13 protein-coding genes, 2 tRNA genes and 3 rRNA genes are annotated in these 22,889 nt (G+C 42.1%); 5 read left to right on the top strand and 13 right to left on the bottom strand.

Annotated features, from left to right (window positions below):
* The first annotated feature begins 123 nt into the window (after positions 1-123).
* From INE92_RS15300 to INE92_RS15310, 3 genes are read left to right on the top strand one after another with little or no spacing between them, the layout of a single operon-like run.
* On the top strand, positions 124-1,059 hold the full coding sequence (locus tag INE92_RS15300) for an ABC transporter ATP-binding protein (RefSeq protein ID WP_004309029.1): 936 nt from the start codon (positions 124-126) through the stop codon (positions 1,057-1,059).
* A 1-nt stretch (position 1,060) separates the two neighbouring features.
* Entirely contained in the window at positions 1,061-3,382 is a 2,322-nt protein-coding gene (locus INE92_RS15305) for a Gldg family protein (RefSeq protein WP_195436627.1), read from the top strand.
* A 12-nt stretch (positions 3,383-3,394) separates the two neighbouring features.
* Positions 3,395-5,722 carry a Gldg family protein gene (locus tag INE92_RS15310; RefSeq protein WP_004312965.1) on the top strand — a complete coding sequence of 776 codons (2,328 nt, stop codon included), beginning with the start codon at positions 3,395-3,397 and terminating at the stop codon, positions 5,720-5,722.
* Positions 5,723-5,801: 79 nt separating this feature from the next.
* Here the strand turns inward: INE92_RS15310 and INE92_RS15315 are convergent, their stop codons facing one another.
* The 12 genes from INE92_RS15315 to INE92_RS15370 all read right to left on the bottom strand — a co-directional run bounded on the left by INE92_RS15315 (position 5,802) and on the right by INE92_RS15370 (position 19,503).
* Positions 5,802-7,241 (bottom strand): ATP-binding protein, encoded by a 1,440-nt coding sequence (locus INE92_RS15315; RefSeq protein WP_004312964.1) that lies wholly within the window; start codon positions 7,239-7,241, stop codon positions 5,802-5,804.
* Between the two features lie 19 nt (positions 7,242-7,260).
* A complete protein-coding gene (locus INE92_RS15320; protein WP_015531297.1) occupies positions 7,261-8,391 on the bottom strand; it encodes a sensor protein KdpD in 1,131 nt (376 codons plus the stop codon).
* An 83-nt stretch (positions 8,392-8,474) separates the two neighbouring features.
* On the bottom strand, positions 8,475-9,239 hold the full coding sequence (locus INE92_RS15325) for a hypothetical protein (RefSeq protein WP_015531296.1): 765 nt from the start codon (positions 9,237-9,239) through the stop codon (positions 8,475-8,477).
* Between the two features lie 121 nt (positions 9,240-9,360).
* The gene (locus INE92_RS15330; RefSeq protein WP_004312961.1) at positions 9,361-9,933 is read right to left on the bottom strand and encodes a K(+)-transporting ATPase subunit C; all 573 of its coding nucleotides are present in this window, start codon (positions 9,931-9,933) and stop codon (positions 9,361-9,363) included.
* 16 nt (positions 9,934-9,949) lie between these two features.
* Entirely contained in the window at positions 9,950-11,983 is a 2,034-nt protein-coding gene (gene kdpB, locus INE92_RS15335; RefSeq protein ID WP_015531294.1) for a potassium-transporting ATPase subunit KdpB, read from the bottom strand.
* Between the two features lie 18 nt (positions 11,984-12,001).
* The gene (gene kdpA, locus INE92_RS15340; protein ID WP_195436626.1) at positions 12,002-13,708 is read right to left on the bottom strand and encodes a potassium-transporting ATPase subunit KdpA; all 1,707 of its coding nucleotides are present in this window, start codon (positions 13,706-13,708) and stop codon (positions 12,002-12,004) included.
* A gap of 31 nt (positions 13,709-13,739) precedes the next feature.
* A complete protein-coding gene (locus tag INE92_RS27270) occupies positions 13,740-13,820 on the bottom strand; it encodes a potassium-transporting ATPase subunit F (protein WP_073343870.1) in 81 nt (26 codons plus the stop codon).
* A gap of 447 nt (positions 13,821-14,267) precedes the next feature.
* Positions 14,268-14,378 (bottom strand): 5S ribosomal RNA (rrf, locus tag INE92_RS15350).
* A 121-nt stretch (positions 14,379-14,499) separates the two neighbouring features.
* A 23S ribosomal RNA gene (locus INE92_RS15355) occupies positions 14,500-17,379 on the bottom strand.
* A gap of 160 nt (positions 17,380-17,539) precedes the next feature.
* Positions 17,540-17,613 (bottom strand) — tRNA-Ala (locus INE92_RS15360).
* Positions 17,614-17,690: 77 nt separating this feature from the next.
* A tRNA-Ile gene (locus INE92_RS15365) sits at positions 17,691-17,767 on the bottom strand.
* A gap of 207 nt (positions 17,768-17,974) precedes the next feature.
* Positions 17,975-19,503 (bottom strand): 16S ribosomal RNA (locus INE92_RS15370).
* The 16S, 23S and 5S rRNA genes sit together here with 2 tRNA genes alongside, the layout of an rRNA operon.
* A gap of 544 nt (positions 19,504-20,047) precedes the next feature.
* Here INE92_RS15370 and INE92_RS15375 point away from each other — a divergent pair.
* Entirely contained in the window at positions 20,048-20,278 is a 231-nt protein-coding gene (locus INE92_RS15375; protein ID WP_008641301.1) for a hypothetical protein, read from the top strand.
* A 303-nt stretch (positions 20,279-20,581) separates the two neighbouring features.
* Here INE92_RS15375 and INE92_RS15380 read toward each other — a convergent pair whose 3' ends face one another.
* Complete coding sequence (locus INE92_RS15380; RefSeq protein WP_008026636.1) at positions 20,582-20,929, bottom strand: hypothetical protein; 348 nt, start codon at positions 20,927-20,929, stop codon at positions 20,582-20,584.
* A 360-nt stretch (positions 20,930-21,289) separates the two neighbouring features.
* Between INE92_RS15380 and INE92_RS15385 the strand changes: the two genes are divergently transcribed.
* Entirely contained in the window at positions 21,290-22,363 is a 1,074-nt protein-coding gene (locus INE92_RS15385) for an IS110 family RNA-guided transposase (protein WP_008645115.1), read from the top strand.
* Positions 22,364-22,889: the final 526 nt, after the last annotated feature.

A 22,889-nucleotide genomic window follows, 5' to 3' on the forward strand; every position in this document is an offset into this window, starting at 1 on the left:
CGGTATTTTACCATAAATTTCTCCTGGAAATTCAGAAAGATCAAATCGAACCGGATGGATATTTCAAGAGGAGTTACATGGTAATATGAATAAGAAATCTATTAATCATTTAAAATAAAAAGTATGAGTAATCCTATTGTCGAAGTTAAACACTTATCTCATCGTTATAGTGTAGATTGGGCCATTCGCGATATCAATTTTTCTATTGAAAAAACAGGAATATTAGGTCTGTTAGGGTCTAATGGGGCAGGTAAGTCCACCACTATGAATATCATCTGTGGAGTTTTAAATCAAACGGAAGGAGATGTATTTATCAATGGCATCGATCTACGAAAAAATCCGGTTGAAGCAAAAAAACATATTGGTTTCTTACCTCAAAAACCACCTCTCCATCCGGACTTGACTGTCGACGAATATCTCATACACTGTGCCACACTGCGGAGAATGGAGAAATCAAAAATTCGTGAAGCTGTAGAAATAGCTAAAGAACGTTGCGCTATTGCCCATTTTAGCAAACGACTTATAAAGAATCTTTCAGGCGGGTATCAACAAAGAGTAGGAATTGCACAGGCTATTGTACATAATCCTCCATTCGTAGTACTTGATGAACCTACAAACGGGCTTGATCCTAACCAAATTGTCGAAATACGCAATCTGATTAAAGAAATTGCTGAAGATCATTCTGTCCTACTCTCCACTCATATCCTGTCGGAAGTGCAAGCTACCTGCAATGATATTCGCATGATTGAACATGGTAAAGTCGTATTTTCAGGTAGCATGAAAGACTTTGATAACTATGTGGTTCCAAGTAGTTTCACCGTTACATTTGCCCTTCCCCCTTCTATAGAAGAACTAGCAAAGATAGAACATGTGTTGAATATAGAAGAACTCTATCCCGGTACATTCCGGATACGCTTTGATGACGATGAAAACATAACTGAACGAGTAGTAGCCTTAAGCATACAAAACGGATGGCGACTGAAAGAAATCACGATGGAACGCTGCTCTCTTGACATAATCTTTGCACAACTATCGGGAAAACTTAAAAATAATATCTAACATGACGGATTTAAAGATTATAATGCGTATTGCCCGAACCGATCTGGCTATTTTATTCTATTCGCCGATTGCATGGTTCATATTGATTGTTTTCTCATTCCTGACAACAGCAAGTTTTACGTCATTGATGGAGAATATAGTGACCGACTATGATCTGTCAGGCGGCAAGGAAGTATCTTTGAGCGGTATCTGCTTCTTAGGTAGTTACGGCTTTTTGTCCTCCGTCGTATCAAACATATACATCTATATTCCATTGTTGACAATGGGACTCATCAGTCGCGAAACGGCATCGGGTTCAATCAAACTGGCATATTCATCCCCAGTCACCAGTGGTCAGATCGTATTAGGTAAATATCTTGCAGCCATCGGATTTGGTTGCTGTCTGATGCTTGTCCCGATAGCCAGTGCTATTTATGGCAGTTTGGTAATCCCTTCTTTTGATTGGGCTCCTGTACTAGTCGCCCTTCTAGGACTCTATTTATTAATATGCGCCTATTGCGCTATCGGGCTCTTTATGTCCTCACTCACGACTTATCAAGTAGTAGCAGCAGTTGGGACTCTTATTATATTAGCTATACTGAATTTTGTAGGAAATATCGGCCAGGAATACGATTTTATACGCGAACTGACTTATTGGCTGTCAATAAACGGAAGAACAATCGATATGCTGAATGGAGTAATCCGGAGTGAAGATGTGATTTATTTCGTGGTCGTAGTAACCCTTTTCCTGACATTTACCACTTTCAAACTTACATCCGACCGGTGCACTATCAGTCGTTTCCGGCAAGCAATCAGCTATCTGGGATTTTTTGTCGCAGCAATGGCAATTGGCTATTTCACTTCACGTCCGGGAATGATTAAGGTATGGGATACAACACGCACTAGACTAAACTCACTTACCGAAAATAGCCAACACGTATTAGCAAAATTGACAGGACCGGTAACTATTACCAATTATGTTAACCTACTTGATAACAAATCATATCGCTACCTCCCTATCATGAAGAAAGCGAATGAAACAATCTTCGAACCTTATTGTCTCGCTAAACCGGACCTGCAAGTGAAATATGTCTATTATTATGATTTCGCCCCCAACGGCGTTGCAAATAATCCTAAGTTTCAAGGCAAAACAGTAGATGAGATGCGTGATTATATGACCATGATTTATAACTTGAATCCTCATTTATTCAAATCCCCGGCAGAAATCCGCCAAATCATCGACCTGCGTGAAGAACAAAATACATTTGTTCGCATTATGGAAACGCAAGATGGAAAACGTACCTTCATCCGTGATTTTGAAGATATGGATGCAACGCCATCCGAAGCGGAAATTACAGCAGCCATCAAAAAGATGATTTCAACTCCTCCCACTGTTGCCTTTATCAAAGGAGACGGTGAACGTGAGGTGTCCAAATCCGGTGACCGCGATTATAGCAACTTCTCCATTGAGAAATATTCTAGAGCCGCCTTAATTAATCAAGGCTTTGATGTCTGCGAGATCGACATTTCTCACGGAGACACCATTCCTTCCCTAATCAATATTATGGTTCTTGCAGAAATGAGAACTCCGCTTACTGAAAAAGGAGAAAATCAACTGGAGGCTTACCTGGCTCGTGGAGGTAATTTATTTATTCTCACCGATACAGGCAGGCAAGAAGTTATGAATCCTTTTTTAAGCAAACTCGGTATCAAAATGGAAGAATACCAACTGGCACAATCTTCCGCTGATTTCTCTCCTAATCTGATTCTAGCCAAGGCAACCCGTGAATCGGGAAAACTTACATTCGGATTCAAAGATGATTTTCCCAAATATGATTTACGTGTCTCTATGCCCGGATGTGTAGCCCTTACATGCTCCGACAACGATTACGGCTTCCAATATACTCCGATTCTTGAAACAAATGCCAAAGGTGTATGGATTGAAAAAGAACAAACAGATTTACAGGAATCACCAGTAGAATGTAATGCTTCGGCAGGAGAGAAAGAACAAACCTATATCACAGCCTATGCCCTTTCACGCCAACTGAAAGATAAAGAGCAGCGTATTATCATCTCTGGTGATGCGGATTGCATAAGCAACACCGAACTGACTCTTTCACGCGAAGGATATAGATCAGGAAACTTTAATCTGATTATCGAAAGCTTCCGCTGGCTTTCCGGAGGAGAATTTCCAATCGACATACGCCGTCCCCATTGTACCGACAATAAACTTTCGATCGGAGTGAAAGATATTGGTACAATGAAAACTATTTTCATAATCATTATACCAGCTATCCTCTTACTTATAGGAGTTGGCATCTGGTTTTTCCGCAGAAGAAATTAATAAGAGAAAAAGATGAACTTAAGACTTATACTTAGAATAGCCCGTACCGAACTAGCGGTACTCTTTTACTCACCGGTCGCATGGTTGCTGCTGGTCGCATTTACATGCCAGGTAGGATTCGACTTTATGAATATCCTGACGGAAATAGTAAAAATAAAAGCATTGGGCAACACGATCACTTTTAGCGTCACAGCCGGTTTTGTCCTTGGTCTCAAAGGAATATATGAAGTAATACAAGAAACCATTTATCTGTATATTCCTTTATTAACCATGAATTTAATGAGTCGTGAATATTCATCAGGTTCTATCAAACTACTTTATTCATCACCGGTAAGCAGTGTTCAAATCATTACCGGCAAGTTTGTTTCAATGGTGGTATTTGCCCTAATCTTTGTCATCATCCTTGCCCTACCGACAATCGTAATGTTTATCTCCGTGCCGCATGTCGATATTACACTTATCTTGGCGGGATTGTTATCCATGTTTCTGTTGATACTGACCTATTGTTCTATCGGTCTCTTTATGACCACACTCACATCTTACCAGGTTGTGGCAGCTGTTGCCACCCTTTCCGCATTAGCATTTCTCAATTATGTGGGAGGAATTGGACAGGAGTCCATATTCTTTAGAGAAATTACTTATTGGCTATCCATTAAAGGACGTGCCAGTGAGATGGTTGGAGGATTGATATGTAGCGATGACGTTATCTATTTCCTTGCCGTAATTTTATTATTCCTCTGGCTATCGGTCATTAAACTGAATAATGAAAAAACACGTCGCTCACTCTTTTCAAAAACAATGCGCTATGCCTTAGCTGTATGTACCATTATAGTTATCGGCTTTGTCAGTTCCCGTCCGGCAATGATGGGCTTTTATGATGCTACCCGCAGCAAACAACGTACACTTTCAGAAGAAAGCCAGAAAGTAATGGAGCAATTGTCCGGACCTATGACGATCACAACTTACGTCAATATTTTCGATAAAGAATTTGATGTCGCTTCTCCAAGAGAGCAAAAAGAGGATATGGCACGCTTCAAAATGTACACACGTTTCAAACCAGAGATAAAAATGGAGTATGTTTACTATTACTCTACACCGAAAGACAGCACCCTTTATCGCCAATATCCGAATAAAAACATTCGTGAGATAGCTTATGAAGTTGCCAAGAAGAAGAACTTCAATCCTAAAAAGCTTAAAAGCGCCGAAGAACTGAAAGAAAAAATAGACTTGGCTAAAGAAAATTATCGATTTGTGCGGGTTGTTGAACGTGGCTCCGGTGAACAAGCCCGCCTTCGTTTGTTCGACGATATGGAATATCACCCTTCTGAAACAGAAATCTCCGCAGCATTGAAGAAAATGCTTGTTACTCCTGTGAAGGTAGGCGCCATCACAGGACATCAGGAACGTTCCACCACTAAAAAGGGAGATCAGGATTACTCACTTTTCGCCACACATGGACGCTTTCGTTATTCCATGATTAATCAAGGTTTTGATTTGGTGGAACTGAATCTAAAGGATATGAATGATATACCAAGTAATATCAATATATTACTTATTGCTGAAATGCGTTCTTCCATGAGTTCCAAAGAACAAGAAATCATAGACCGTTTTCTTGAACGCGGAGGTAATATGATGATTATGGGCGACGTCGGACGTCAGGAAGTAATGAATCCTTTACTCCGGAAAGTTGGTTTAAAACTGTTGCCGGGAATCATTGCACAACCTTCTGATGTTAATCCCGGAGACCTCGTTCTCGCGAAAGCTACCCAGATAGCCGCCGACAGTATAGGAGGCTTCTACAAACGTATGGTTGACAGGCAGAAGCATAGTGCAGTCACCATGCCATCGGCTGTTGCTCTGGAAGTTGTCGATACAACAAAATTCCATCCAATAGTTTTATTACAAAGCAACGCCCAACAGACATGGATTGAGTATCAAACAAAAGATTTTTTGAATGACTCCCTTTCATTAGACTCTCTTCAAGGTGAAAAGTTAGGAGCCTATCCCACGGCAATAGCGTTAACCCGCAAGATTAAAGCCAAAGATAAAAAACAACGGATCATTGTGTTGGGGGATGCAGACTGTTTCAGCAATGCCGAACTACAAAAAAGCTCAAGACCGGGTATCTATTCATTCAACTTCAATATGATTCCCGGTTCATTCCGTTGGCTATGCTATAATAAATTTCCGGTATCTTCTTCCAGAGCCCCTTATCTCGACAAAGATATCAGCCTGACTCCTATGGATCTATCTACTATCAAAATTATCTATTGCTATGGCATCCCATTTATTATTGGTCTGTGTGGTATTTGGATATGCTGGAGGAGAAGAAAACGATAAAAAGAGAGAACAGAGAAACTTCCGGCAAGCAGATTTCATGCCTGTCGGAAGTCTAATTCTTTCATAGACTCCTTCAAAACTATGCCTTCAACCGCATCACAAACCGACTCCCCTTACCCAATTCGCTCTCTACCGTCAGCGTACCGCCATGAGCTTCCACAAAATCCTTGGAAATAGATAACCCCAAGCCACTACCTTGCACTTTCGTTCCGGGTACACGGAAATAACGGTCGAAGATACTTTTGTGATAACGCGGATCAATGCCTTTGCCAAAGTCCTGGACATACAATTCAATCCAGTTTTCATCCTGTTTGGCACCAATAACCACATGCCCGTTTTCTTTTGAATAACGAATAGCGTTACTTAACAGATTCGTCAATACCCAAGCAATCTTCTCGCTGTCGACAAACAGTTTACCGATTTTCTCCTCCGGATACTCCACTTCTATCTGAATATTAAACTTATCCGCTTGCACCTGATTAGCTTTAATCGCATACTCAATCAATTCAATCGGTTTGGTGATCTTCGGCATCAACTGTAATTTACCAGCTTCCACCTGCGTCATGTTAAGCAATTCTCCGGTGATGCTTAACAAACGTTCGCTATTCTCCTTGATACTCTTTGAAAGCTGTTCCTGCTCATCATTCAGTGCACCGACACGCTTATCCTCAAGCAGTTGTAGACTCATCATAATAGCAGCAATCGGAGTTTTCAATTCATGAGAGATCGTTGAAATAAATGTAGTCTTGGCAGAATCCAGTTCTTTGAATTCCGTGATATTCTTAAGTAAAATGACATCACCCAGTTTGCGAGGTTCCCCTTTTTCAGCCTCCGTATTAATGATCGGGACATAAGAGACCTTAAAATAACTTTCCTTATTATCCGCATAAATTTTTAAAGCCTCTTTCTGATCGCTTGGCGTCACCAACTCACGAATTAGTCGACGGAGCAGGTCATTCTTCAAAGAAAGTTCCTCTGCCGATTTACGAATCACATTCTCCCGTTTCATATTCAGAATACTTAAGGCTTCATCATTGATAAACAAAACCTCACGTTCTGTATTCAGACCGATAATCGGGTCGTTAATACTGTTAACAATAGCTTCTATAAACTTTTTAGCAGAAAGAATATCCGACAAAGTACTGGCACGATATTCAGTCAAACGCTCCGCCATCCGGTTGAAACTGTCAGCCACTTCACGGAACTCTTCATTGTCACTCATGTCGAGACGCTTCTCATAGTTATGATTGGCTATTTCAAGAATTCCTTCTTTCAGTTCCTTAATCGGCTTGCTGATAGAACGAGGTAACCAATAAAGCAATATCAGTCCGGTCAAGATACAGATTCCCCCTGTTATGGAGATCCATAGCAATGCACGTTCCAAGGCAGGCATAGCAGCAGGACTATCAGGCTCTGTCGCAGTCAGAGTTTGAAGATTCACTACTGAAAGTGTTACCAACAAAATAATCATTCCTGCCAACATCCCAATGCCAAGAATCAGTTTCGTTTTAATATTCATAACGTTCATACGATTAATATTATGCAAGTATAATCAAATCTACATTAGCTTGCGACAAATTATTTAAAAACTTTCTATATCCCAGTATAGAACAAATTGCGTACGGCAACCTCAAATTAGGAGTTCCCATACACACTGTCGATATCTGTTTCTCTTTACAAACCTTGACGATGCTCCCCAAAATGTCTTTCGACTGCACCTGGACAACTTCTCCCCCAAGTTCCGCCACCAGTTTAAAATGATTCAACAAATACCGTTGACTGGCCAAATCAATTCGATCCATACTCTCTCTCGGAGTCTGAACATACAAAGCTATAAAAGTAGTATTATACCGGGTTGCCAACTTTGCCGCCTTTCTGATAATTCGCCGGGGTGTTTTCTCGTGACTACTGATACAAGCCATAAACTTCTCATGCCGAAGTCCGACGGCTACTCCCATCATCACTTCATTCTCCACCTTTTTTTCTACCCGCAACGCCACTTCCTTCAGAGCCAACTCACGCAATTGAAGAATATTCTCGGTTCTAAAGAAATTATCCAATGCTGTCTGAATCTTTTCCGGACGATAGATCTTTCCCGCTTTCAAACGGGCAATCAGTTCTTCTGCCGTCAAGTCAATATTCACCACCTCATCCGCTTCCTGAAGCACACTGTCGGGCACTCGTTCTTTCACTTCAATCCCCGTAATCTCCTGCACTTCTTCATTCACGCTTTCGATGTGCTGAATATTGATTGCCGAAATCACATTGATTCCCTCATCCAGCAGAGTTATCACATCTTGCCAACGTTTCTCATTCAGGCTGCCTTCTACATTGGTATGCGCCAGTTCGTCCACAATTACTATTTCCGGATGGATACGGATAATCGCATCCACATCCATTTCTTCCAACTCTTTCCCCTTATAGAAGATTTTGCGACGCGGAATGACAGGGAGCCCTTGCAGTAACGCCTCGGTCCCGGCACGTCCATGAGTTTCGATATAGCCAATTTTCACGTCCACACCATTTTCCAACAGTTCATGTGCCTCCTGAAGCATACGATATGACTTTCCCACACCGGCTATCATACCGATATAGACCTTAAACTTACCTCGCTGAGATCTCTTTATCAGATCCAGAAAATGCTGTACACTTTGTTCTCTATCATCCATTATGTTGCTCTGTTATTTTAAACATCCTAACCCGTAGCAATCATCACGATCACCACGGGTTCACAAAAATTCATGAGTTTATTTTATGGCCTTAAAGTTACGCCAAATACTAGATGGGCATCCTCCAAACGCGGATTCCATATAGCTTGCACAAATATAGGCAATGAAAACTTATCATTAAAATTGATAGCTTTCGTTGCTTTCAAAACAAGGTTCGTCACTGCAAAACCATTCACATTATACTGCGGAGTTTCATAAGGAACCACTCCACAGGTAGCATTCAAGTCTACCCCTTTTACGCTGAACGGATAATTCAGTTCTACGTAAGAAGAATATGCCTGTTTTTCTTCCCCCTTGTCAGTCATCTTTCTGTCAGCACCGGCAAACATGGTATACCATGCAATAGACAACGGGAATTTTTCAACAGGAAGCGTATAAGCTAATCCTGCTTCAAAATGATGTCCGGTGTCGCCACTCTTAAAATGGAAATAATCATTTGTTAGTTCTCCATTGGCTACATCAGCTTGTCCGTTCCACCAAAGACTGGCTACTGAAAGTGTCGGTCCTGCTTCACCAAACTTATAAGCTGCAGTGAGGTCAATTTCTTTATTACTCTCACTCAAACTGGTTGATCCCCATGCAGTAAGTGAGAAATTACCTACGCTAACTCCCAAAGTCGGTTGAAAAGAAGCGGCACCACCCTGATAAATACCACGCCATACATACGAACTTACCAAATCACCTTGTATAGTAAACTCTTGTGCTTGTGCATTGCCAGTTCCCAACATACATACGGCCGCTACAGCCATTGTTCCTAAAATACTCTTTTTACTAAAAAAACTTTTCATACTTCTTATCTAATTCTATTTTATGTTCCTGTAAAAAAGCAGCGCCCCATCCCCCCCTGTTTATTTGAACCGCTGGTATCACCCAAACGATTCGGACAGGAACGCTGCTCCTGATCTTCATCTACTTATTACTTTCTTCAAGAGCTATATTCAATTTCAGCACATTCACCTTTTCTGTTCCCAGCAATCCCAGGAACGGTTTTTCGATGCTTTTATCAACAATCGCTCTTACTTGTTCTTCTGTTAATCCGCGTGCTTGTGCCACTCTCTTCACTTGTACGTATGCACATTGGGGAGTAATATCAGGATCCAGCCCCGAAGCACTGGCTGTAACCATTTCGGCAGGTACATCCGCACGGTCTAAATAAGGATGATGTACAAGGAAAGTATCAATACGCGCTTTCACTTCATCCAGATATTCCTGATTCGTAGGACCTTTATTACTACCTGCAGAACTCGTAGCATCATATCCGTCACCGGCAGAAGACGGGCGTCCCCAGAAATAAATATCTTTTGTAAACATCTGACCCACATTGGCTGCCCCCACTACTTTTCCATCCAGCGTAGCTACCTCGGCATTTCCCTTATTAGGACCTGCAACCTGCGCAAACAACCACAAGATAAGTATATAGAACACGGAGAAAAAGACACAAAAAGCAAGTGTTATTTTTAATGACTTCAATAAAGTTTTCATTGCTATTGTTTTTTAATTAAAAGAATAAACCTACCAATAAATCTATCAACTTGATTCCCACAAAAGGAACAATCACACCACCCAAACCATAGATCAACAGATTACGGCGAAGTAAAGCACTTGCACCTATCGGTTTGTATTGCACGCCACGCAAAGCCAGCGGAATCAGAATCGGAATAATAATCGCATTAAAAATGACCGCTGAAAGAATGGCGCTTTCAGGACTATGCAGATGCATGATATTCAGAGCTGCCAATTCGGGAATAGCGACCATAAACAAGGCAGGAACAATTGCGAAATATTTTGCAACGTCATTGGCAATAGAGAAAGTGGTCAGCGTACCGCGTGTCATCAGCAATTGTTTACCGATTTCCACAATCTCGATCAGTTTTGTCGGATCGTTATCCAGATCGACCATATTACCGGCTTCCTTCGCAGCCTGTGTACCACTATTCATGGCTACACCTACATTGGCTTGTGCCAGAGCAGGAGCATCGTTCGTTCCGTCTCCCATCATTGCAACCAATTTACCAGCCTGCTGTTCCTTCTTGATATATTCCATCTTATCTTCCGGTTTAGCTTCAGCGATAAAATCATCCACACCGGCTTTTTCGGCAATATATTTTGCAGTTAATGGGTTATCTCCTGTCACCATGACCGTCTTCACTCCCATCTTACGCAGACGTTCGAAACGTTCCTGAATACCCGGTTTGATAATATCCTGCAACTCAATGACACCGGTCACTTTCTTGTTTACACATACTACCAACGGCGTACCACCATTACTGGAGATAGAAGAGATGACCTCTTCCACTTCTTTTGGGAATTCATTTCCTGCACCTTCCACCATCTTACGGATAGCGTCGAAAGCACCTTTACGAATTTGAGTTCCATCTGCCAGGTCTACTCCCGAACATTTGGTTTCAGCCGTAAACTTAATCATTCGTGCTCCCGTTGTATTCAGGTTACGCATACGGATGCCCGACTCGCGTCCCAGTTCTACGATAGACTTACCTTCCGGCGTTTCATCGGACAAGGAAGACAACAGACAAGTCTCTACAAAATCGTGCAAATTGACACCCGGAGCCGTATGGAAATGAGTTGCTTTACGGTTACCGATGGTGATAGTACCCGTTTTATCCAGCAACAACGTATCAATATCACCGGCAGTCTCTACTGCTTTACCGGATTTAGTAATCACGTTGGCACGGAGCGCGCGGTCCATACCGGCAATACCGATGGCAGAGAGAAGTCCACCGATAGTTGTCGGAATCAGACACACAAACAAAGAAATAAGCGAAGCAATGGTGATGACCGTATGACTATAGTCGGCAAACGGTTTCAAGGTAACACACACTATGACGAAAACAAGCGTAAAACCTGCCAGCAGAATAGTCAACGCAATCTCGTTCGGGGTTTTCTGACGGGAAGCACCTTCCACCAATGCAATCATCTTATCAAGAAAACTTTCTCCCGGTTGAGTAGTCACCAGTACCTTTATATGATCGGACAATACCTTCGTACCACCCGTTACGGAACTCTTGTCGCCACCTGCCTCACGGATCACCGGAGCAGACTCGCCAGTGATAGCACTTTCATCAATAGAAGCCAAGCCTTCAATAATCTCACCGTCGGAAGGAATCACGTCTCCCGCCTCACAAACAAACACATCTCCTTTCTTCAACTGTGAAGAACTGACGGTAACAATTTTATTGCCTTCCACTTTCTTTGCCGGTGTCTCTTCACGAGTCTTACGCAAGCTGTCGGCCTGTGCTTTACCACGTGCTTCGGCAATAGCTTCGGCAAAATTGGCAAACAACAAGGTTACAAACAGAATGATAAACACGGCAATGTTGTAAGCAAACGAACCTTGTGAAGAATTTACAATGGAGTAAAGCGTTACGAGCAGCATAACTACTGTAGCCACTTCTACTGTAAACATAATCGGGTTCTTTATCATCATCCGTGGGTTCAGTTTCACGAATGACTGTTTCAAACTTTCTATAACTTGCTCCTTTGGAAACAAAGAAGCTGATTTATTATCTTTCATATCTTCTCTAATTCAGTATTACAAACTTAAATGTTCAGCAATTGTGCTCAATGCATGTACCGGGAAGAATGACAGCGCAGCAATAATGAAGATAACCACAAATGTCATGACTCCGAAAGTCAATGTATCGGTCTTCAATGTGCCGGCACTTTCCGGAATGAATTTCTTCTGTGCCAGTAATCCGGCAATGGCAACCTGCCCGATGATAGGAATAAAACGACTCAGGATCAGAACGATACCACACGTATAGTTCCAGAAATAAGTGTTATCGCACAAGCCTTCAAAACCGGAACCGTTATTGGCGGCACAAGAAGTGTACTCATAAAGTTGCTCACTCAAACCGTGGAATCCCAAGTTGTTCAACCATCCCCCTTCACTTTCCACAAAATCAGGGTGGTGCACATAAATATAACTTGAGAGTGCTGTAAATACCAAAATGACAAACGGATGAAGCAGAGCTACAATCGTAGCGATTTTCATTTCGCGGGCTTCCACTTTCTTGCCGAGAAATTCCGGCGTACGTCCTACCATCAAACCGCTGATAAACACTGTAATGATAATAAATGTATAGTAATTCATCCATCCTACACCTACACCACCAAACCAGGTGTTAATCTGCATATTCAGCATCTCCATCATTCCGGACAGCGGCATAGTAGAATCATGCATACCATTCACAGATCCATTAGAGGTTACAGTAGTTACAATACTCCATAACGCCGTTGCTCCGGCTCCCAAACGAACCTCTTTACCTTCCATCGCACCATTATCCTGCGCAATTCCCAATTCATCAATGCGTGGATTACCGCCCATTTCCTGACTGACATTAATACATACGCCTACCAGAAAAGCGAAAAGCATTACTCCGAATATACTATAAGCCAACTTCTTTCTGCGGGTATAAAATCCCAGTGCAAGTACCATCGCCATCGGGATAATCAGGATAGACCAACATTCTACCATATTAGTAAGATATGTCGGATTCTCCAACGGATGAGAAGAGTTTACACCAAAATAACCACCACCATTTGTACCCAATTGTTTGATAGGAACAATCGCAGCCGTAGGACCTTGAGAAACCATTTGTTCCTGACCTTCCATCGTAGTTACCTTCATCTTACCGTCAAATCCCATCGGAGTTCCCTGGAGAATCAGGATAAAACCTACAATCAGAGAAAGAGGCAATAAAATACGTGTACAGCTTATTACCAGAAATTGCCAGAAGTTACCAATTGTTTTGGTTGTTTTTGCAGCAATACTCTTCATAATACCTGCCATAGCAGCCATACCTGTTGCTGCGGTAATAAACTGGAAAAGCATGATGACGAACAGTTGAGTAAAATAAGTCAGTCCGCTTTCACCGCTATAGTGCTGCAAGTTACAGTTCACCATAAAACTGATACAGGTATTGAATGCCTGATCCGGAGTCTGCGGTCCGTTGCCGTCCGGATTTAAGGGCAACCATCCTTGTGAAACCAAGAGTACCATTCCCCAGAAAAACCAGAAAGCATTCAAAATCAACAATGCTTTCAGGAATTGTTTCCAGTTCATTTCTTCATTGGGGTCGATTCCACAAACTTTATAAATGACTCTTTCGATAGGAGCCATAAAATCAGACCAAGTCTTTTCTCCTCTGTAGACCTTGGCAATGTATTTTCCCAGTGGATAAGCCAGAATCACCATCAAGGCTATCTGAACAACCACGCCTAAAATTTCTATATTCATATACTTTTTACCTTAAACTGTGTGTGTTACTTTAAAACTTTTCGGGTTTGACGAGCACGTACATCAAATAACCGAAGATCGCAATACCTAATACGAATAATGCTGTGTACATAATCAATTCTCCTTTTTCTTTAAATATTCTCAAACCAGTCTACACATTTCCAAAATAGCCAGAAACAAGCGAAACCGCTTAACAGGCAGAAAATAAATGATAGTGTTATTCCCATGTTTTTACCTTTTAAATGATTAATAATCCTAATTATTTGCCATAAGTAATGCTAAAGGTATGCCAGAAAAAGAGAAAAGCAAGTAAGCTATTGATTTTCAAAACAATAAAAAAGAACTAAAAAGAATAACAAACGGAAAACACCCTACCATTTTGAAATGGATTATGCTATTATGAAAAACAATATAATAGAGAGGTGAAAATAAAAAAGAGTAGTAAAAGAGGAAATACAAGTATACCAAAGTATCATTGATAAATCAAAAAACAGAAATTTTGCAAAGTACCCAAAACAGAAAGCCCCTTGATTCGTTGCTGAATCAAGGGGCTTCTTTAAAACGGCGGCTACCTACTCTCCCACTGTTACGCAGTACCATCGGCGTGACGAGGCTTAACTTCTCTGTTCGGAATGGGAAGAGGTGGAACCCTCGTGCTATAACCACCTGAATAAGGTTATGACATGATGAAAAGTAAAATCTCAAGTTCATTACTAGTATGTTTCTGTTCCCTGTTTCCAGTTTCTGTATCAGTAATCCGCTAAACGTATATACCCAACCGGTACATATTTGAAAGAAAGTGAACGGGCAATTAGTAATGCTCGGCTTTGATGTTACCACCTTTACACCTGCATCCTATCAACGTCATCGTCTTTAACGACCCTAAGAAATCTAATCTTGTGGCTGGCTTCGTACTTAGATGCTTTCAGCACTTATCCAATCCCGACTTAGATACCCAGCGATGCACCTGGCGGCACAACTGGTAAACCAGCGGTCAGTCCAACACGGTCCTCTCGTACTAGTGTCAGAGCCACGCAAATTTCATACGCCCACGATAGATAGAGACCGAACTGTCTCACGACGTTCTGAACCCAGCTCGCGTGCCACTTTAATGGGCGAACAGCCCAACCCTTGGGACCTTCTCCAGCCCCAGGATGTGACGAGCCGACATCGAGGTGCCAAACCCCTCCGTCGATATGAGCTCTTGGGAGGGATCAGCCTGTTATCCCCGGAGTACCTTTTATCCTTTGAGCGATGTCCCTTCCATGCGGAAACACCGGATCACTATGCTCTAGTTTCCTACCTGATCGACTTGTCTGTCTCCCAGTCAAGCGCCCTTATGCCATTACACTCTACGGACGGTTACCAATCGTCCTGAGGGCACCTTTAGAAGCCTCCGTTACACTTTTGGAGGCGACCACCCCAGTCAAACTACCCACCAAACAGTGTCCTCGCATCTACGAGTTAGAACTCAAATAATCAAAGGGCCGTATTTCAACAGCGACTCCACAAATACTGGCGTACCTGCTTCGAAGTCTCCGGCCTATCCTACACATCAATTACCCAAATTCAATGTTAAGCTATAGTAAAGGTTCACGGGGTCTTTTCGTCCCATCGCGGGTAATCGGCATCTTCACCGATACTACAATTTCACTGAGCTCACGGTTGAGACAGTGTCCAGATCATTACACCATTCGTGCAGGTCGGAACTTACCCGACAAGGAATTTCGCTACCTTAGGACCGTTATAGTTACGGCCGCCGTTTACTGGGGCTTCAATTCAATGCTTCTCTTGCGATGACATCTCCTCTTAACCTTCCAGCACCGGGCAGGTGTCAGGCTGTATACGTAATCTTTCAATTTGGCACAGCCCTGTGTTTTTGTTAAACAGTTGCCTGGACCTATTCTCTGCGCCCAACTCTCGTTGGGACCCTTTATCCCGAAGTTACAGGGTCAATTTGCCTAGTTCCTTAACCGTGAATCACTCAAGCGCCTTAGTATATTCAACCCGACTACGTGTGTCCGTTTGCGGTACGGGTACCTTAAAGATTAAGTTTAGCGGATTTTCTTGGGAGTATGCTTACACGCACTATTGGATTGTTCCGAAGAACGTTCCATACTATCAGGTTCGACTCTCTTTGTGGATTTGCCTGCAAAGATCAACATCTACACCCTTCAACGGACTATTCCGTCAGTCCGCGGCGCTATCACTGCTCCGTCTCCACGTCACTCTTTAAGGTAGTACAGGAATATTAACCTGTTCTGCCATCGGCCTCACCGTTCGGCTGAGCCTTAGGACCCGACTAACCCTGATCCGATTAGCGTTGATCAGGAAACCTTAGTCTTTCGGCGAGGGGGTTTCTCACCCCCTTTATCGTTACTTATACCTACATTTGCTTTTCCACACGCTCCAGCAAAGCTCACGCTTCACCTTCGACGCAGAGTGGAATGCTCCCCTACCGATGTTTACACATCCCATAGCTTCGGTAAATTGCTTAATGCCCGATTATTATCCACGCCAAACTCCTCGACTAGTGAGCTGTTACGCACTCTTTAAATGAATGGCTGCTTCCAAGCCAACATCCTAGCTGTCTTAGCAATCTGACTTCGTTAGTTCAACTTAGCAATTATTTCGGGACCTTAGCTGATGGTCCGGATTCTTCTCCTTTAGGACATGGACCTTAGCACCCATGCCCTCACTCCTGGGATCGAACTACTGCGCATTCGGAGTTTATCAAGACTTGATAGGCGGTGAAGCCCTCGCATCTTATCAGTCGCTCTACCTCACAGTAGTAATTCCCAAGGCTGCACCTAAATGCATTTCGGGGAGTACGAGCTATCTCCAAGTTTGATTAGCCTTTCACCCCCACCCTCAGTTCATCCGGAAGCTTTTCAACGCTTATCGGTTCGGTCCTCCAGTTAGTGTTACCTAACCTTCAACCTGACCAAGGGTAGATCACTTGGTTTCGCGTCTACTCCTTCCGACTAATCGCCCTGTTCAGACTCGCTTTCGCTTCGGCTACACATTTTGAAATGCTTAACCTTGCCGGAAAAAGTAACTCGTAGGTTCATTATGCAAAAGGCACGCCGTCACAACTTACGCTGCTCCGACCGCTTGTAGGCGCACGGTTTCAGGGACTATTTCACTCTTCTATTCGAAGTGCTTTTCACCTTTCCTTCACAGTACTGGTTCGCTATCGGTCTCTCGGGAGTATTTAGCCTTACCGGATGGTCCCGGCAGATTCACGCAAGATTCCTCGTGTCCCGCGCTACTCAGGATACCACTACGCTTCGTTTAGCTTCGAATACCGGACTATCACCGTCTATGGTTTCATTTTCCAAAGAATTCTTCTCACTAAAGGTCTTGCGACATCGTGGTCCTACAACCCCAATATTGCCGTAACAACATTGGTTTGGGCTAATCCCCGTTCGCTCGCCACTACTTGGGGAATCATTATTATTTTCTTTTCCTGCAGGTACTAAGATGTTTCAGTTCCCTGCGTTAGCCTCTTGCTATGCAAGATGTCATTCCTTCAGAATGACGGGTTGTCCCATTCGGAAATCTTCGGATCAAAGGTTATTTGCACCTACCCGAAGCTTATCGCAGCTTATCACGTCCTTCATCGCCTCCGAGAGCCAAGGCATCCGCCATGCGCCCTTGCTTACTTTCTTTCAAACGTTTTATTCTCATAATGGTATTGACCATGGAATTGCTTCCGGCTGTCAATATTGCATATTCGAACACGTACGGTTTGATATATACTTTTAGCTCTTACTTTTAATTTTACTTTTTGTACATCATGTCAAAGATCGTTTCTCTTTTCAGAGAGAGTGGAGAATAACGGATTCGAACCGTTGACCCTCTGCGTGCAAGGCAGATGCTCTAGCCAGCTGAGCTAATCCCCCAAGAGGTTGTTCAAGAATATCGTTTTTTAGCTTTTAGCTTTTAGCTTTCAGCTTTCGCTGTTCCTCGTTCTTGAGCTTGGTAGTCCCAGGCAGAGTTGAACTGCCGACCTCTACATTATCAGTGTAGCGCTCTAACCAACTGAGCTATAGGACTAGTTCAACCTTGTCTACCTGATGTTAGACTCGGCTTCTTTTTTCTCTTGTTTATCTCTATCTATACTTCTATAGATGGTTGATCTATATATTATAAATAAACAAATACCAGTAGTACAAAAAACAGAACCTTTAAAGTCACTATTTTTAACGATGGGCGTTTTACATTATTCATGTACAATTGCATCGTCTTACGACATCGCTCCAGAAAGGAGGTGTTCCAGCCGCACCTTCCGGTACGGCTACCTTGTTACGACTTAGCCCCAATTACCAGTTTTACCCTAGGACGCTCCTTGTGGTTACGTACTTCAGGTACCCCCGGCTTTCATGGCTTGACGGGCGGTGTGTACAAGGCCCGGGAACGTATTCACCGCGCCATGGCTGATGCGCGATTACTAGCGAATCCAGCTTCACGAAGTCGGGTTGCAGACTTCGATCCGAACTGAGAGAGGTTTTTGGGATTAGCATCCTGTCGCCAGGTAGCTGCCTTCTGTACCCCCCATTGTAACACGTGTGTAGCCCCGGACGTAAGGGCCGTGCTGATTTGACGTCATCCCCACCTTCCTCACATCTTACGACGGCAGTCTCTCTAGAGTCCTCAGCATAACCTGTTAGTAACTAAAGATAAGGGTTGCGCTCGTTATGGCACTTAAGCCGACACCTCACGGCACGAGCTGACGACAACCATGCAGCACCTTCACAAATGCCTTGCGGCTAACCTGTTTCCAGATTATTCATTTGCAATTTAAGCCCGGGTAAGGTTCCTCGCGTATCATCGAATTAAACCACATGTTCCTCCGCTTGTGCGGGCCCCCGTCAATTCCTTTGAGTTTCACCGTTGCCGGCGTACTCCCCAGGTGGAATACTTAATGCTTTCGCTTGGCCGCTTACTGTATATCGCAAACAGCGAGTATTCATCGTTTACTGTGTGGACTACCAGGGTATCTAATCCTGTTTGATACCCACACTTTCGAGCATCAGTGTCAGTTGCAGTCTAGTGAGCTGCCTTCGCAATCGGAGTTCTTCGTGATATCTAAGCATTTCACCGCTACACCACGAATTCCGCCCACCTCTACTGTACTCAAGACTGCCAGTTTCAACTGCAATTTTACGGTTGAGCCGCAAACTTTCACAACTGACTTAACAATCCACCTACGCTCCCTTTAAACCCAATAAATCCGGATAACGCTCGGATCCTCCGTATTACCGCGGCTGCTGGCACGGAGTTAGCCGATCCTTATTCATATGGTACATACAAAATCCCACACGTGGAATACTTTATTCCCATATAAAAGAAGTTTACAACCCATAGGGCAGTCATCCTTCACGCTACTTGGCTGGTTCAGACTCTCGTCCATTGACCAATATTCCTCACTGCTGCCTCCCGTAGGAGTTTGGACCGTGTCTCAGTTCCAATGTGGGGGACCTTCCTCTCAGAACCCCTATCCATCGTAGTCTTGGTGGGCCGTTACCCCGCCAACAAACTAATGGAACGCATCCCCATCGATAACCGAAATTCTTTAATAGTAAAACCATGCGGTTTTAATATACTATCGGATATTAATCTTTCTTTCGAAAGGCTATCCCCGAGTTATCGGCAGGTTGGATACGTGTTACTCACCCGTGCGCCGGTCGCCATCTTTAGTTTGCAAGCAAACTAAAATGCTGCCCCTCGACTTGCATGTGTTAAGCCTGTAGCTAGCGTTCATCCTGAGCCAGGATCAAACTCTTCATTGTAAAAGTATCTTTTCATCTGTTAAGATGATTTTTTTGCTCTGTTCAGGATGCCGTAAATTTATTGACCTTATTCAAATACCTATTATCTTCAATCGTATCACTACTCTCTCGGACAAGTATTGACGGTTCTATTTTTTTTACTTGTACTACTTGTATTGTTTATCAATATTTCAAAGAACTTGCTGCTTTCGTTTTAAAAGCGGGTGCAAAGGTAAAGGCTTTATTTTTAACTACCAAACTTTTTCGGAAGTTTTTTTTTATTTTTTTCTTTTTACTCATTTCTCAGGCTCTCTATGCGAAAGGGAAAGAATGTATTAAAGAAAAACAAAGGCCGTTTTCTTTGCGAATCGGACTGCAAAGATAAGAACTTTATTTATTATCCTCCAAAACTTTTCGGAAGTTTTTTTTGTTCTTTTCTTTAAGCGCAATTTCGCTTTTTCACTATGTCAATTCTGCAAGGCTTTCTTCTCTTGGAAAGCGGGTGCAAAAGTACACCCTTTTAGTATACAATCCAAATATATTAAACTCTTTTTTCTAAGTTTTTTTGAAAGAATCTGCTAAAGTGCTGAAGGATAATGATGTTGTAGAACATATTTTTTATCATGAGTGGATTGGCGGCGGAAACGGTACACATGAGACACATTATTATATCACACGCGGGCGCGTAGGTGCACGCAAGAGAGAAAAAGATGCAGAAGAAAGAAATAACAAAATTACAGTCGAATTACAGCTGAGAAAAAGACAACAGGAAGAAAGAGACAAGAAGATGATATAGAAGGAAAACAAGAAAAAGAACGAAATGTAAAAAGAATACTAGGGATATACCACAAAGGGACATTACAAAAGGAGATTATTAAAGGGGATTATTAAAGGGGATGGATTAATTGGAATGGTTAATTGGGCATGACTAATAGAGTAATTAACAGGATATATAGAAAAATATTATAAAAGCAAGAGAATTTATTGTCAACCGTTAGAATACTTGTTCTAAGCAGTCTAACGGTTGACTATTCCATATGGATATGCCGGATAAATACTGAGTGGATACAGATCAGATTCTATATACAAAATCAGAATGTCATTCTTTTTTAGAGTTCTCGATTCGTAGGCTGACAAGTTCAACCCACTTCTTTATGTTCAAATCAAAGCCGCCTTTTTCTAATAGATGAAGGGCGCCCGCATAATGAAGGGCAGTTTCCTCCCTACTACAGTTGATCTTACAAGACAACTCACCCAGATAATACTCCAGGCGAGCCATTTGGATATAGTCCAATAAAGTATAATCACCTTCAGTTGACAAATCAATCAATTCTCTTATCAAAGCATAGGCCAGTTCACATTCCGTATAGGTTAAATCCGAGAGAGGTTTGTGCATGACAGGATGCTGAACCAGCTGGACAACAATGCGATTAAAGTCTCCGTACATAGGTTGCGTTATTTACCGCATCAGTTCCCGATGGTGCGAGGGTTTATAAAAAAGAAAGAGCTCTAAGTTTGCAGTTAATAGATAAGAGGTCGGAAATTTATTTTAAAAAAGTCAAGCGAGACGAATAATTACCTCCGCATCTTATCAGGAAAATATCAGTCTTATTATCTTTGTTGTATTAAGATAAAGACTGATAGGCGGGAAGAGGACACCATAAAAGAGAAAGCACTTGAGGCTAGCCCACGTAACGGCCTCTCTCCGCCAAGCTGCAAAGCTCCGATAGAATATCAAGGTTGCGAGCCTATTTAGAGTTTAGAGTTCAAACAGCTTTTACCAGTCTTAGAAAAGTACAGCAAAAATATGAAAAAATTATTTATTGGAATTGATTTTTCAAAGGAGAAACTTGACGCGACGATAATTCTCGCATGTGGAATGAACGAAATAGGCTCCCGTGAGTATGGGTGTTTCCCAAATAACACTACGGGCTACCGCAAGTTATGTAATTGGGTTAAAACAAACGCTTGGAATACAATTGCTGAGGAATGGCTATTCTGTGGAGAAGACACAGGTTCATGTAGTATAGGACTGAGCAAATGGCTTTACGGAAAAGGCTATGACATATGGATTGAGAACGCTTACGCCATAAAACATAGCAGTGGTATCCAGCGTGTGAAAAACGATAAGGCGGACTCAGCAATCATTGCTGAATACGCATGGAGGCAACAGGACAAGGTTGTACCCTTTGAACCATTGAATGAATCCCTTGCGCAACTAAGGGAGATTTTCCTCTATAGGCATAAGCTAGTTGGGCAAAGAGTGGCAATGGAATTACGAAAAGAGGACAAATCACAATCAAACAAGTCAAAAGCAATATCCTTCATCAACCGCAAGAGCAAACACCTTATTGCGGAGATAAACAAAACAATTGCCGAATGCGATAAGGCCATTGATAGCATAATAGAGGCGGATGAGGAACTGAAAGAAAATTATGCTATTATAACCTCAATAAAAGGCGTAGCCAGGCAAAACGCAACCTGTATGTTGGTCTACACAAACAACTTCAAAAAATTCGGATATGACCCAAGAAAGATTGCATGCTATTATGGAGTTGCCCCCTTTGGTAAACAATCCGGAACGAGTGTAAATACACCTGCTCATACAAGCCATTTCGCCAATAAACTTATTAAATCATTATTAGGACAAGCAGCTCATATAGCCAAAATATATAATCCCGAAATTAGAGATTACTATCAAAGACTGATTAGTAAGGGAAAGAAGCCTCAAGTGGCTTTAAATAATGTCAAGAACAAACTCATAAGAATCATAGTGGCATTAGTCAGGAAGAAAGTACCATATGATCAAAATACATACAAATATTATGAAGAACGAGAAGTTATAGAAAGGAAAAAGAACGAGAAGTTAATTTATTGTTAAACGGAATAAGAGATTAGGATATTAGCATAGAATACGTGGAAACTATCTATTCATGCCATATATAGGTATCCGCTAAGACCCCTTTCGTGAACATGAATGATAGCCCCACGCCCAACTGAGTATATAACAAGGTTATACAGACAAAAGTGCGCGAGACTTGTCACTCATTCCATTCACGAAAGTTAAAATTTAGCGGATTTTATATATGAATGTAACAAATAACCGTTCTCAATAAAAATATTAAAAAGTTACCTTCATCGCTCGAAAGTAAACTACGACAAAAGTAGCAATTTATATTTAGCAAACAAACAATTTTGACAAAGAAATAGGTATGAGACATAAAATTATTATAGCTACATATTGGCAACTTTCAAATCCCCACTAATTTGTCCTTACGACTTAAAGCAATGTATTGATGAATTAAACTCAGGCGGACGTTTGCCCTGATTGTATCAAAACCTTAATTCCGCAACACTATTATAAATTAAACTTTTTAAGTACCTGAGCAACAAAAAGTTGCTCAGGA

Origin of the sequence: Bacteroides xylanisolvens, assembly GCF_018289135.1 — a bacterium.
GTDB classification, from domain to species: Bacteria; Bacteroidota; Bacteroidia; order Bacteroidales; family Bacteroidaceae; genus Bacteroides; species Bacteroides xylanisolvens.